Annotated in this window: 11 protein-coding genes; 5 read left to right on the forward strand and 6 right to left on the reverse strand. The window is 65.1% G+C overall.

Features of this window, described 5'->3' with window-relative positions; all coding sequences use genetic code 11:
• Window positions 1-94 precede the first annotated feature (94 nt).
• From GM910_RS09850 to melA, 4 genes are all read right to left on the reverse strand, one after another.
• Window positions 95-2,149, reverse strand: coding sequence for a bifunctional aldolase/short-chain dehydrogenase (locus GM910_RS09850; RefSeq protein WP_159587346.1), 2,055 nt, complete (start codon window positions 2,147-2,149; stop codon window positions 95-97).
• A gap of 47 nt (window positions 2,150-2,196) precedes the next feature.
• Entirely contained in the window at window positions 2,197-3,180 is a 984-nt protein-coding gene (locus GM910_RS09855; protein ID WP_159587347.1) for a sugar-binding transcriptional regulator, read from the reverse strand.
• Window positions 3,181-3,374: 194 nt separating this feature from the next.
• Window positions 3,375-3,818 carry a GFA family protein gene (locus tag GM910_RS09860; protein WP_159587348.1) on the reverse strand — a complete coding sequence of 148 codons (444 nt, stop codon included), beginning with the start codon at window positions 3,816-3,818 and terminating at the stop codon, window positions 3,375-3,377.
• Window positions 3,819-3,875: 57 nt separating this feature from the next.
• Window positions 3,876-5,330 carry an alpha-glucosidase/alpha-galactosidase gene (melA, locus tag GM910_RS09865; protein WP_159587349.1) on the reverse strand — a complete coding sequence of 485 codons (1,455 nt, stop codon included), beginning with the start codon at window positions 5,328-5,330 and terminating at the stop codon, window positions 3,876-3,878.
• Window positions 5,331-5,432: 102 nt separating this feature from the next.
• Between melA and GM910_RS09870 the strand changes: the two genes are divergently transcribed.
• Window positions 5,433-6,320 carry a helix-turn-helix transcriptional regulator gene (locus tag GM910_RS09870; RefSeq protein WP_159587350.1) on the forward strand — a complete coding sequence of 296 codons (888 nt, stop codon included), beginning with the start codon at window positions 5,433-5,435 and terminating at the stop codon, window positions 6,318-6,320.
• Window positions 6,321-6,354: 34 nt separating this feature from the next.
• On the forward strand, window positions 6,355-7,209 hold the full coding sequence (locus tag GM910_RS09875; protein WP_159587351.1) for an NAD-dependent epimerase/dehydratase family protein: 855 nt from the start codon (window positions 6,355-6,357) through the stop codon (window positions 7,207-7,209).
• Between the two features lie 7 nt (window positions 7,210-7,216).
• Here GM910_RS09875 and GM910_RS09880 read toward each other — a convergent pair whose 3' ends face one another.
• Window positions 7,217-8,131, reverse strand: a complete 915-nt coding sequence (locus tag GM910_RS09880) for a LysR family transcriptional regulator (protein WP_159587352.1) — start codon at window positions 8,129-8,131, stop codon at window positions 7,217-7,219.
• Between the two features lie 128 nt (window positions 8,132-8,259).
• Between GM910_RS09880 and GM910_RS09885 the strand changes: the two genes are divergently transcribed.
• The 3 genes from GM910_RS09885 (at window position 8,260) to GM910_RS09895 (ending at window position 11,998) form a co-directional block, all read left to right on the forward strand.
• On the forward strand, window positions 8,260-8,877 hold the full coding sequence (locus GM910_RS09885; protein ID WP_159587353.1) for an FMN-dependent NADH-azoreductase: 618 nt from the start codon (window positions 8,260-8,262) through the stop codon (window positions 8,875-8,877).
• 218 nt (window positions 8,878-9,095) lie between these two features.
• Entirely contained in the window at window positions 9,096-10,181 is a 1,086-nt protein-coding gene (locus tag GM910_RS09890; RefSeq protein WP_159587354.1) for a DUF2793 domain-containing protein, read from the forward strand.
• Window positions 10,182-10,399: 218 nt separating this feature from the next.
• The gene (locus GM910_RS09895) at window positions 10,400-11,998 is read left to right on the forward strand and encodes an alpha-amylase family glycosyl hydrolase (RefSeq protein WP_159587355.1); all 1,599 of its coding nucleotides are present in this window, start codon (window positions 10,400-10,402) and stop codon (window positions 11,996-11,998) included.
• A 24-nt stretch (window positions 11,999-12,022) separates the two neighbouring features.
• Here GM910_RS09895 and GM910_RS09900 read toward each other — a convergent pair whose 3' ends face one another.
• Window positions 12,023-12,697: a hypothetical protein gene (locus GM910_RS09900; RefSeq protein ID WP_201285456.1), complete on the reverse strand. Its 675-nt coding sequence runs from the start codon at window positions 12,695-12,697 to the stop codon at window positions 12,023-12,025.
• Window positions 12,698-12,727: the final 30 nt, after the last annotated feature.

Raw genomic sequence — 12,727 nt, forward strand, 5'->3', positions numbered from 1 at the left:
AGACGTTTCGGAATGGGTCCCGGACAGCCCTCGCCCTACGGGCTCCGGCTTCCAGGATGACGTCCCGCCTGATCCGGCCTCAATTCATCCAGCGCTACCGCAGCGCGGCCGCGATATTCCCGCCGTCCACCGTCGTCACATCCGCTGTCGTGCGCTCAGCCAGCGCCTGGTGCAGGAAGGCCTGCGCCACGTCCTCGGCACGCACTTCAAGGCCAAGCAGGTTGCCGCCCATATAGTCCTTCTCCGACACCCCACGCGCCTTGGCGCGGCTGGCGATCATCTCGTCGGTCAACAGCCCGGAGCGAATGCGGTCGGCATTGACCGCGTTGGAGCGGATGCCGTCCGGCCCGTAGTCGAGGGCGTATTGGCGGGAGAGGAACAGGGTGGCGGCCTTGGGCAGGCCGTAGGCGCCGAAATTGGCGCCGGGGTTCACCGCCTGCTTGGACGTGTTGAAGAGGAGCACGCCGCCGGTCTTCTGCATCTGGAAGATTCGCACGGCGTTCTTCGCCACACTCTGGTGGGCGAAGAAGTTGAGCTCGAAGCTCCTGCGCAAGGTGGCGTCGTCGAGTTCGCCGATCCTGCCCTGCCAGGCCGCCCCTGCGTTCGAAATGGCGATGTCGACACCGCCATAGACCTCCACCGCGCGGTCGAAGGCGGCGCGCACGGAGGCGGGGTCCGTCACGTCGGCGCCGACGCCGACCGCGGCGTTGCCCACCTCCCTGGCGACCGCCTCGGCCTTCCCTGCATCGAGATCGACCACCACCACATGCGCGCCCTGGGCGGCGAAGAGCCTGGCCGTCGCGGTGCCGATGGCGCCGGCGCCGCCGGTGATCAGCATCACCTGGCCGGACAGCGCCTTCGGCTTGTTGGCGGCGAGCTTGGCCTGCTCCAGCGACCAGTATTCGAGTTCGAACAGGTCAGAAAGGGCGAGCGGATGGAAGGCGCCGACGGTCTCCGCCCCGGTCACGGCCTCGACCAGCATCTCGCCGCAATCGGCCGCGACTTTCGCCTCCTTTAGGCTGCGCCCGTGGCCGAAGAGGCCCAGGCCCCGGACGAGGGTAAGCCGCGGCATGGGGTCGAGCATGGTGCGCTTGACGTCGTCGCGCGCATCGTTGGTCTCGAAATAATCGCGGTAGCGGGCGGAGAACTCCGTCACCTTCGCGCGGATCGTCTCGCCGTACTCCTCGAGCTTACCCGCCTCCGGCGCCGGCAGCACCATGGGGCCGGTCTTGATGCGGATGGAAAGATCGGGCGTGGAGACGCCGCGCGTGGCAAGCTCCTCCGCCGTCTTAGCGTTCACATAGTCGAGGATCTTCGGCGAGGTGCGGAAATCCGAAACCATGCGGCCGAAGCGCTCCTCCCCCTCTGGGATAGCGATGGCGCCGCGCAGATAGGGCCCGATCTCAGCCGGCTTGGCGAGCGCTGTGGGCAGCGCGACGGATACGAAGGGCTTCTTGCCCTTCCGCGCCACGCAATCCTCGGCCATGGTCACGAACTCGATCATCAGGTCGTAGGCCTCCTTCGCGCCTTGGGCGAAGGTGAAGATGCCGTGCTTGTCGAGGATGAAGCCTTCCATGGAAGGGTCGGCGTCATAGATGTCGGCAGCCGCCTTGGCGAGATCGAAGCCGGGCTTGATGTAGGGCACGAAGCCGAGCCGCTTGCCGAAGACCTCGCGGCACAAGGGCTCACTGTCCTCCTGGTCGACCAGTGCCAGAATGGCGGTGGAATGCGTGTGGTCGACGAATTTGTGCGGCAGGAAGGCGTGCAGCAGCGTCTCGATGGAGGGGTTGGGAGCGTAGGCGTCGATGAGGTTGGCGCGCTGCATGGCCACCATATCCTCATCGGAAAGCGCGTCGAGCTTGCGGGCGGCCAGAAGCGCATCCATCTTCACCGCGGGCAGGCCGGCAGGCTCGATGACGCCCATATCCCAGCCACTGCCCTTGACGCAAAGCACTTCCCATTCCTGGCCGAGAATGTCCTTCGCCCTGGTCTTCAGCGAGGTGTTGCCGCCGCCGTGCAGCACCAGCCGCGGCTCGCCCCCGAGCAGGCGTGTCGTGTAGACCCTGAGTGCCAAGTCGCGGCCAACGCCCTTCGCGGCATAGTCCTCGACCAGCTTTTCGGCATGGCTGCTATTCCAGAGGTTCTGCATCGTCTTCCCATATATCGTTTGTCAGGTTGCGGCTGACGGCCGGGTCGTCACGCGGTGGCTTTGGCCGGTTCGTGCTCATCCGCCCTTGCGCCGGTGTGCTGGATGAGGCGCGCGGCCATGCGCGAGGTCAGCACCAGATGGGTGAAGAAGCGCCCGTTGATCGCCGCCAGAAGCGGCTCGAACTTCTCGTCCTCCTGCACCACCATGAGCCGGCGCGGGATGGCGCGGATGGCGTCGAAATCGGCCGAGATCATGCGGCGGTTGTAGTCGCAGTCGAGCCACGCGCCTTCGGCGTCGATGATCTGTCCGGCGATGACGCCGGTCGCCCCTTGTTTCTTGAGCCGGTGAAGCTCCTCAAGGCCGAGCGCACCGCATTTGATGACGTGGCTGTCCTCATCGAGCGTGCCGACGGTGAACAGCGCCAGATCGCAGGAGCTGATACCGTCGAGCTGCTCGCGGACGACCGGCTCCTCACGCAAAGCGCGCGCCAGCTCTTCCGTGCTCAGGACCAGCGGCGCGTAGAAATTGAGGCCGCGCGCGTTGAGCCGGCGGGCGATCTCCATGGTGCACTGGTCGGGGCGGTAGGAATAGGGCGAGCCGAGATTGCCGCACAGTTCCACCACCGTGACGCCCTGGCGATCCGCATAGGCCATGGCGTCGGCGATGGCATAGACCGTGCGTCCCCAGGCAACGCCGACACGCTCGTTGTTCCTCACCATCTCCAGGAACACGCTCGCCGCCAGCGTCGGGATCTCGGCGGCGGGGTCCTGCGTCAGCCCCTCCTCGCCCACCAGCCACACCGTCTCCAGCCCCAGCGCGTCCTCGAGACGCCGCGCCATCATGTCGGTGCGGAAAAGCTGCGTGGAGGTGGAGATGTTGACGATGCCCGCCTCGCGCGCCCGGCGCAGGTAGAGCGCCACGGAGGCGCGCGAGATATTCAGCCGCTGCGCCACTTCGTCCTGGCGCAGGCCATGCGTATAATAGAGCCACGCGGCCTTGTGGACGATCTGATCTGCCGGACGATATGCCATCGGTCTCCTCCGGCTAGACATTATTCATGTGCATTGACAAAAGTCAATGTCGGTGTGACCTTTCCTCCTTGTGTTCGAGTAGATGCGGTTAGATGGAGATGTCGGCGCTCCTTGGGGGAGATGTCCGGCAGGACAGAGGGGGGCGCGAAGGAGCGCTGACATCTCCAGCCTTCCATCCCCCTAAACACCACCACTCACCGATTGATCGGCGGTCCCTCGAAGACATGCCGCTCATATTGCGGCAGGTCGTCGTTGATCGTGTACCACGGCGCCTTGGAGCCCACGAAGATGTGCTCGTTCGGCCGGATTGTCGGGTCGTCGGTGAGCGTGCCCATGACGATGTGCACGAACGCGCCGTCGCGCACGACGGAATAGAGGAACGAACCGCAAGCGCTGCAGCGCGCGTCGTGGTTATCCTCGTCGCCGAAGATCAGCAGGCGGCCTTCACCCTCGATAACCGTCATCTTCTCCCGCTCGATGCCGGCGAAGGGCTTGAAAGCCGAGCCAGTCGCCCGGCGGCAGTCGGCGCAATGGCAATTGGCCGCGTAGCCGAATGCGTCGTCGACGGTGTAGTGGACGGCGCCGCACAGGCATCTTCCCGCAAGCCTGCGAACGCCGTCCGGTCCAGCACTTGTCATAGCGCCTCTCCCGGTGCATTCGGCGGCGATCCACGCCGCCGCTGCCGCACACTACATCTACCGATGCGCCCCCGCCATCTGCCTGAGCTCCTCGACCGTCCGCACCCGCTTGCGCGCCGCGCCCTGCCAATCGCGCGTGGCGACTTTCGAATTGGCGAGCCGCTCCGTCGCAGCGGGCACCGCGTCGGCATATTGCGGCAGCCAGGCGGCCTGCGCGACGACCATCTCGTCCACCATCGCCCACACCTCCTCGGGCGTGCAGACGGCGCCGACCAGCGGGTCGTGCAGCATGGCGAGCTTCAGGAGGTCGATGTCGCCCGTCATCGCCGCTTCGACGGCCATGCGCTGGACGGAGATCGAGACCGAGCAGGTGGCGGCGCAGGCGAGCGGCAGGGTGATGCCCTCGACCATGTTGATGCCGAAACGGTCCACGAAGCCGGGGCTTTCGATGATGGCGTCCTCGGGCAGGTTCGTGATGATACCGCCGTTCTTCACGTTGAAGTGGCCGCGATAGACGCGCCCCGTTTCCAGCGCCTCGATGATGTGGCTGGCGTGCTCGGTGGTGCGCTTGTGCTCCGTGAGCGGCTTTCCGGCCTCTTCGAGGAATTTTGGAAAGTCGGTCTCGAACCAGTTGCGGCGCTCGGTGCAGTAGCGCAGGTAGCCGCCGGTCTCGCCATGGATCCACTCGCTCATGTCGATCCAGTTGCCGATCTCGTCCGGGCGCTTGCGATACCAGGGCAGGTATTCGGAAAGGTGTCCGTTGCTCTCGGTGGAATAGACGCCGAAGCGCTTCAGCACGTCGATCCGGAGCTTCTCCTGCTTCGAATAGACGGGATGGCGCTCGAAGGCGGCGATCAACTCCTCCTTCCCGATCCTGCGCCCGTTGACACGCAGGTCGATGTACCAGGTCTGGTGGTTGATGCCGCTGCAGACGTAGTCGAGTTCCTCGTCCATCACACCCAGGACCTGGGCGATCTGATGGGCGCCGTGCTGCACGCCGTGGCACAGGCCCACCGTGTTGACGCCGCCATACTTCAGCGCTGCCCAGGTGTTCATGGCCATGGGGTTGGCGTAGTTGAGGAACAGCGCCCCCTCCTCCGCCACCTCGCTGATGTCCTTGCAGAAGTCGAGGATGACGGGGATGTTGCGCTGGCCGTACATGATGCCGCCGGCGCAAAGCGTGTCGCCCACGCACTGGTCGACGCCATATTTGAGCGGGATGTCGACGTCCGTGGCGAAGGCTTCCAGCCCGCCGACGCGCACACAGCTCATGATGTAACGGGCGCCCTCCAGGGCCTTGCGGCGGTCGGTGGTGGCCGTCACCCTAGCAGGCAGGCCGTTTACCGCGACGATCTTCTCGATGATCTGGCGGATCATGTCGAGATTGCGCTCGTTGATGTCCGTCAGGGCGATCTCGATGTCGCTGAACTCAGGGACCTTGAAGAGGTCCGAAACAAGCGTCTTGGTGAAGCCGACCGAGCCGGCGCCGATGATAGCCACCTTGAATGTCATGCGCTCGTCCTCCTCGCGGGGATAGTAACCTAGCCTTGCCGAAGCACTATCCTGTAACGGCGCCGTGGTGTAGAGAAAGCTTGTGCTGGAAAGGGTAATTTTGTGCTTTCGAAGCTGATCGAGCATGGCCACGGGATGCGCCGCGTCGCGCCGCCGAAGGGCGGGGCAGGGCTTTTCTGCATGGCCAGCGGCGCCGGCTACGAGTTGCGCGTCAACGAGGTCTATTCCTGGGACGGCTTGCAACGCGGCGACGTGCCGTTTGTGCTTATCCAGCACACGATCGCCGGCGAAGGCCGGCTCGACTACGAGGACGTGCGGCATGTGCTGTCGCCGGGCGAGACGATGTTGCTCACCTTTCCCCATGCCAACCGCTACTGGCTGGAGCGGGGGAAGAGCTGGGAGTATTTCTGGATCATCCTTTCCGGGCGCGAGGCGCTGCGGCTGGCCGGCGCCATCCTGGCAGCGAAGGGCCCGGTACTGAGGCCCGCGCAGCCGGCAGCGGACAGGCTTGCAGGCGCCTGCCTGGCGCTGCTTTCCGGCGCGGCAGACGTGCCTGGCGCCGTATCCGCTGCCGCCTACGGAGCCATCACAGCGCTCTACGACGAGGCCTTCGAGGCCACCGCGGAAGCGGCGGATCTGCCGGCGCCGGTACTGCGGGCACAGCGTTTCGTCGAGGACAACCTGGCGCGGCTGACGGATGTCGGCATGCTGGCGCGCGCGGCGGGCTTGAGCCGGGCGCATTTCGTGCGGCTGTTCACCGCCGAGGTGGGGCGGCCGCCCTCGGAGTACGTGTTCGAGAAGCGGATGGAGCGGGCCATGCGCATGCTGCTTGCCACCGATGCACCGATCGGTGCTATAGCCAGGGCCTGCGGCTTCGCCGACGCCAACTACTTTTCCAAGGCCTTCCGGCGCGCCAGGGGCTGCTCGCCGGGCGCGTTTCGCAATGCCGGCCGCACGGGGCTGCTGACGACCATCGACGGCGAGTGGTAGGCTCGACAGACACATTGAACAGGGAGAATGCGAGATGATCATCGTAACGGGAGGAAGCGGCCAGGCAGGGCGCGCTTGCGTGCGGGACCTGATGGAGCACGGCTACGAAGTCACCTCCATCGACCTCGTGCCGCCGACGGACAAGACGGTGCGGTTCAGCCGTGCCGACCTTACCGATTTCGGCCAGGCCATCGCCGCGCTGTCGATGATCGACGAGCGGGTGTCGAAGGTGACCGGGGTTGTGCATCTGGCCGCCATCCGCGCACCGGGGCTGGCCACCAATCACGTGACCTTCGCCACCAACACGGTGTCGACATACAACATCTTCGAGGCGGCAAGGCAGCTCGGCATCAAGAACGTGGTGTGGGCGTCGAGCGAGACCGTGTTCGGCATCCCCTACCCCAACGGCCCCGCCTACGCGCCGGTGGACGAGGAGGTCGAGCGGCCGGAGACGGCCTATTCGCTGTCGAAGCTGATGGGCGAGAAGATGGCCGAGCAGTTCTGCCGCTGGGATCCGGAACTGAAGATCGTGGGCTTGCGGCTTTCCAACGTGATGGACCCGGAGGACTACGCGCGCTTTCCCGCCTTCGATGAAGACCCGCATGCGCGCAAGTTCAACCTGTGGACCTATATCGACGCGCGCGACGCCGCGCAGGCCGCAAGGCTGGCGCTGGAGGCGAAGCTGACGGGGGCGCATGTCTTCGGCATCGCCAATGCGGATTCGGTGATGAGCCGGGCCAACGACGCGTTGCTCGACGAGGTCTATCCCGGCACGAAACGCAAGCGGGCGATCGAGGACAACGAATCGCTGATCTCCATCGACAAGGCACGCAAGGTGCTGGGCTACAAGCCGCGTTATTCCTGGCGGGACCACGTGGGCGGGCGCTGACGACGCCTCAAATGCCCGGGGGACAAAAATCCTTGAGCTCGCGCCCGAAACGCTCTGCCAGCCAAGAGGCGGCCGGGCGGAGGGGCCTGTCGCAGGCGTGGATGGCGTACAGATCGTAGCTGAACGGCGGATAAGGCTCCAGCGAAAGCCCGGCCAGACGGCCGGCCTTGATGTCGCCTTCGACCATCCACAAGGGCATGCCGCCCCAGCCGAGACCCGCTAGAAGCAGGGCGTGCTTGGTGGCGATATCACTCACACGCCATGTCTTGAGGGCGTAGACGTGGAAGTCCTTCCCCTTGGTGCGCTCGGATGAGTCGGTGACGACGATCTGGAAGTGTTCGCGCACGACCAGGCCAGGAACCGGCCCTTCCGCCTGGGCCAGCGGATGATCCGGGGCGGCAACGGGAATCATCTCCCGCTCCGCGATCTTGCGGGTGACGAGTTCGTCCTGCCTGATCATCGCCTTGCCGGCGATGCCGAGGTCGACCTCCCGCCGAACGAGAAGGTCGGCGACCGTGCCAAGCGCGCCCGTGTGAAGGCGCACGCCGACCGTGGGGAACTCTTCCTGGAACGCTCTCAGCGCCGACGTCAGCACCGGCATGGGCAGAAGCAAATCGACCGCCAGCCCCACCTCGCCTTCGAGCCCCTGGCCCATGCCGCGGGCGCGGGCGCGCAGAAGATGCAGGGAGGTGACCATGCGGCGGGCGTCTTCCGTAAGGGCCATGCCCGCCTCCGTCAGCTGCGGCTGGCGCGTGCCCGTGCGCTCGAACAGCTTCAGTTCGAGCTGCGCTTCCAGGTTGGCGATGGTGTAGCTGACGACCGACTGGGCGCGGTTGAGCCTGCGCGAGGCGGCGGAGAAGCTGCCTTCCTCCGCCACGGCGAGGAAGACCTGCAGCTGGTCGAGGGTCGGATTGGCGTCCATGCCTTATCTATTCCATCGATAAATCCAAACGATATTTTCCCAGTTTTCGAAATGGGTGTCCATGACCAAATTCCCTCCGAAACATCTCGCCCGGCACGGCCGGGCAACGGAGAGAAGGACCAAGGCCAATGTCATCCATTTTGCTCGTCACCTCCAGCCCGCGCGGCGAGGCATCCCATTCCACCCGTCTGGCCACCGAGCTGGCGGAGAAGCTGCGCGAGGCCCAGCCGGGAAGCCGGCTCGTCAAGCGCGACCTCGCCCGTGAGCCGCTGCCGCATATCGGCTCGGACTTCGCTTCCGGCATCTACACGCCGGAGGAGGCACGCACACCTGAGCAGGCGCGCGCGGTGGCGGTTTCCGATCTTGCGGTCGACGAACTTTTCGCCGCCGACCAGATCGTCATCACCGCCGGCATGATCAACTTCACCATCCCCTCCGCGCTGAAGGCGTGGTTCGACAACGTGGCACGCTCAGGGCGCACCTTCCGCTACACCGAGAACGGGCCGGAGGGTCTGGTCAAGGGCAAGAAGGTCTATATCGTCCTGGCCTCCGGCGGCGTTTATTCGGAAGGGCCGGCGGCGGCGTTCGACCACGCGGCTCCCTACATGAAGTCCATCCTCGCCTTCCTGGGGATGACCGACGTCGAGGTGATCCGCATCGAAGGAGTGTCGATGGGCGCGGAGGCCGAGCAGCAGGCCGTGTCGAAGGCGCAGGGCCTGGTATCGGAATATGCGCTAGCGGCCTGAAGGTTCTCGGCGGGGCCATACCGGCCCCGTCCTCTCGGGCATGGGCCAGCGGGGATAAAAACGGCACCGCTCAATTTTCCACTTAAATTAAAAGAATGGAATATCAATCGGATGGGCGATCAGGCGGCCCATCCGCTGCCGATTTTTCCGGCGATTTATCCCCGGCGGCCGGGGCGGCCGCATGCTTCTCGCGAGAGTTGAACCGCTACGAGGCCGCAATGATCGATCCCGAAAACACCGCCAGGCTGAAACTTCCCTACATCATGCCGAGCCAGGCGCAGAAACACGTTACCCACAACGAGGCAATCCGGCTCATCGACGCGCTGGTGCAGCCTGGCATAAAGGACCGCGACCTTGCCGCGCCTCCGGCCGAGCCGGCCGAAGGCGATCAGTATATCGTCGCCCAAGGCGCCGCCGGCGAATGGGCGGGCAAGGAGGACCACCTTGCCGCCTTCATGGACGGGGCATGGTTCCTGCTGCCGCCGGTGACGGGTATGCTTGCCTACGTCGCCGACGAAGCGCGCCTCATCGCCTGGGACGGGAGCACCTGGAGGGACGCGGCGGCGCAGGACTTCCAGAACATTGCACTGCTCGGTGTCGGCACGATTGCGGATGCGACGAACCCCTTTGCGGCAAAGCTGGAAAGCGTGCTGTGGACGGCGAAGACCATCAATGAGGGTGGGTCCGGCGACCTGCGCTACAAGCTGAACAAGGAGGCGGCGGGCAACACGCTCTCCTGCCTATTCCAGACGGCGTTCTCCGGCCGTGCCGAACTCGGCCTTGTCGGCGACGACGATTTCTCCCTCAAGGTGAGCCCGGACGGCAGCGCCTGGACGGAGGCCATGCGGGCGGGCGGCGACACCGGCGCCATGGGCTTTCCCGAGCACCCGAAGTTCTCGGCCTACTCCGACTTCGACAACTACGTGGCGGCCAACAGCTGGACCACCATCGCCATGAACAACGCCCATTTCAACGATCAGGGCGATTTCGATGCCGGGACGAGCGCCTTCACCGCGCCGCACGACGGCTACTACGTGTTCGGGGCGGGCTACCAGTTCAAGGAAAATTCCGCTGTTCCCGGCGCGATCCATGTGGGCCTGGGGATCAACGGCGCAAATCCAACCAACCCCAACACCGAGGTACAGGGGGACGCCACGATCCTCACCGTCCGCAGCAAGGTGAACATCACCAGGATTCTGAAGCTTTCGGCGGGAGACACCGTCGAGGCAATGGCTTACATGGCCGCCAACGACGGCTATGTGCGCGCCGACTGGAACCACTTCTTCGGCTATCAGGTGCCGTGATCGCGCAGGCGGCACCGCCGTTGCCACGGATGGCCGGCGCCCTTCGACGAGTTCGGGGCGCAGGCGGCGGCAAGCGGAATCCAGCCTTGCCAGCGCCCGCGCCAGCGATCGCCGGGGGACTTGTGTTTCCAAAACGCTTCGGGCAATGTCCCGTCATCCAAAGCGCTTTGGATGACGGATACAATCAAATTTCAGACCCCATATCAGAGAAGAGTGCCATGACCGGCAACAATGCATGGTGGCGAGGCGCCGTCACCTATCAGATCTACCCGCGTTCCTTTCAGGACAGCAATGGCGACGGTGTCGGCGACCTGAAAGGCATCACCCGCCGGCTGGGCCATGTGGCCGAGTTGGGCGTCGATGCCATCTGGCTTTCGCCGATCTTCACCTCGCCGATGGCGGACATGGGCTACGACGTGTCGAACTACACGGACATCGATCCGACATTCGGCACGCTCGCCGATTTCGATGCCATGGTGGCCCGTGCGCACGAATTGGGGCTGAAGGTCATCATCGACCAGGTGTTGTCGCACTCCTCCGATCAGCACCCCTTCTTTCAGGAAAGCCGCCGCTCGCGCGACAATCCCAAGGCCGACTGGTATGTGTGGGCGGACCCAAAGCCGGACGGCTCGGCCCCCAACAACTGGCAGTCCATGTTCGGCGGTATCGCCTGGCAGTGGGAGCCGCGCCGGCGGCAGTACTACCTGCACAATTTCCTGAAGGAGCAGCCGGACTTCAACTTTCACAATCCGGACGTCCAGGAGTGGCTTCTGGGCACCATGCGCTTCTGGCTGGAGCGCGGCGTGGACGGCTTCCGCCTCGACACGGCCAACTTCTATTTCCACGACAAGACGCTGCGCGACAACCCGCCCTTCGACAACGGCGCCAATCTGCCGCCCGTCAATCCGACGGCGATGCAGATCCACAAGTTCCAGAAGAACCAGCCGGAAAACATCCCCTTCCTCGAAAGGCTTCGCGCGCTTCTCGACGAGTTCAGCGACCGCGCGATGGTCGGCGAGATCGGCGAGCAGCACTTCTCGATCCAGCTCATGGGCGAGTACACCACCGCCCGGCGGCTGCATATGGCCTATTCCTTCGAGATGCTGAGGCCGGATTTCTCGCCGAAGCACTTCTGCCGTCAGGTCGAAGAGTTCTTCCAGCTCGCTCCCGGCGGCTGGCCGTGCTGGGCCTTTTCCAACCATGACGTCGTACGGCATGTCACGCGCTGGGCCAAACACGGGCACGACCAGGACAGCCTGGCCAAGCTCGCCGCCGCCCTGCTGTTGTCGCTTGAGGGGTCGATCTGCGTCTATCAGGGCGAGGAACTGGGGCAGAGCGAGACCGAGCTCGAATTCGAGGAATTGACCGATCCGCAGGGCATTGCCTTCTGGCCGGACGACAAGGGGCGCGACGGATGCCGCACGCCGATGGTGTGGAGTGCCGCCGAGCCACATGCGGGCTTCTCAAACGCGGAGACCACGTGGCTTCCCGTGCGCGCGCCGCAGCGCGCCCGTGCCGTGGACACGCAGGCGGGCGACCCGAATTCGGTGCTCTCCTTCTACAAGAAGATGCTGGCGCTGCGCCGCGGCCGCGAAGACCTGAAAACCGGCAAGACCCGTTTCCTCGACGTTACTGAACCGATGCTCGCCTTCGTGCGGGGCGGGCGCACCCTTTGCCTCTTCAACCTTTCCCCCGAAGAGCGGGCGACCGCGGCGCCGCCCATCGACGGGGTGTTGCTTTCCTCGGCCGCGCAGGTGGAGGCGGGTGCGGTCAAGCTGGGGCCCAACGGGTTCCTGCTGGCAGATATCGCCGGGTAAGGAAAGGCGGGGCAAGTATCGGCTTCAAGCGCCGACGCCGCCCAGCGCCTTTTCCTTGAGCGTGCGGAACTTGGCTGACATCTCTTCAAGGCGCGCGTCCCAGGCCGGGTCGGGCGTCTGTCCCTCGATGGTCTTGAAATAGACCTGCATGAGGCAGGTGATGGCGAAGGGTTCCAGCAACGCGGCCTTGACGGCCCAGGCGAACAGCAGCGCAAAGACGATACCGCCCGCCGACCAGGCGCCGGGAATGAGATAGACGACCAGCGCGGCCGGCGCGAGCATGACCAGGAAGACGATGAAGGACAGACCGGAGACGATGAGCGTCAGCCAGGCCGCGTTCTTCAGCATCGTCTTGTAGTTCTGGCCGTAAAGAACGAGCGCCGTGCGCGCCGAACCCCATGGGTTGGCCGCACCGGTGCGGATCGCATAGGCAAGGATCACCTCATCGATGAAGCCGACCGCGATGCGCAGGAAAGCGTGGACCAGGCCGACAAGCTGCCGGACGGCGGGAATGGGCAGCACCGTCAGAAGGCCGCGCACCAGGCCCGTGATGGCGGCGAGCACGCCCCTGACAAGCTGATCCACGGCAAACAGCACGCTCGCCTGGGCGACGCGGTGGCGAACACGCTTGCCTTCGCCGAAGCCTATCTCGACTTCGTGACTGCCAACGCGCGGCTGTGGGGCGTTATTCTCGAGCACACCTTGCCTGGAGGCGGCCGATTCGTTCAG

This window comes from Chelativorans xinjiangensis (assembly GCF_009812055.1).
GTDB lineage: Bacteria > Pseudomonadota > Alphaproteobacteria > Rhizobiales > Rhizobiaceae > Chelativorans > Chelativorans xinjiangense.

What these genes read in the sequence shown, in the direction of transcription:
- GM910_RS09855 (WP_159587347.1), bottom strand. Translation starts at nt 3,180, where the DNA reads ATGGCATATCGTCCGGCAGATCAGATCGTCCACAAGGCCGCGTGGCTC.
- GM910_RS09860 (WP_159587348.1), bottom strand. Translation starts at nt 3,818, where the DNA reads ATGACAAGTGCTGGACCGGACGGCGTTCGCAGGCTTGCGGGAAGATGC.
- GM910_RS09850 (WP_159587346.1), bottom strand. Translation starts at nt 2,149, where the DNA reads ATGCAGAACCTCTGGAATAGCAGCCATGCCGAAAAGCTGGTCGAGGAC.
- melA (WP_159587349.1), bottom strand. Translation starts at nt 5,330, where the DNA reads ATGACATTCAAGGTGGCTATCATCGGCGCCGGCTCGGTCGGCTTCACC.
- GM910_RS09885 (WP_159587353.1), top strand. Translation starts at nt 8,260, where the DNA reads ATGTCATCCATTTTGCTCGTCACCTCCAGCCCGCGCGGCGAGGCATCC.
- GM910_RS09890 (WP_159587354.1), top strand. Translation starts at nt 9,096, where the DNA reads ATGATCGATCCCGAAAACACCGCCAGGCTGAAACTTCCCTACATCATG.
- GM910_RS09880 (WP_159587352.1), bottom strand. Translation starts at nt 8,131, where the DNA reads ATGGACGCCAATCCGACCCTCGACCAGCTGCAGGTCTTCCTCGCCGTG.
- GM910_RS09895 (WP_159587355.1), top strand. Translation starts at nt 10,400, where the DNA reads ATGACCGGCAACAATGCATGGTGGCGAGGCGCCGTCACCTATCAGATC.
- GM910_RS09875 (WP_159587351.1), top strand. Translation starts at nt 6,355, where the DNA reads ATGATCATCGTAACGGGAGGAAGCGGCCAGGCAGGGCGCGCTTGCGTG.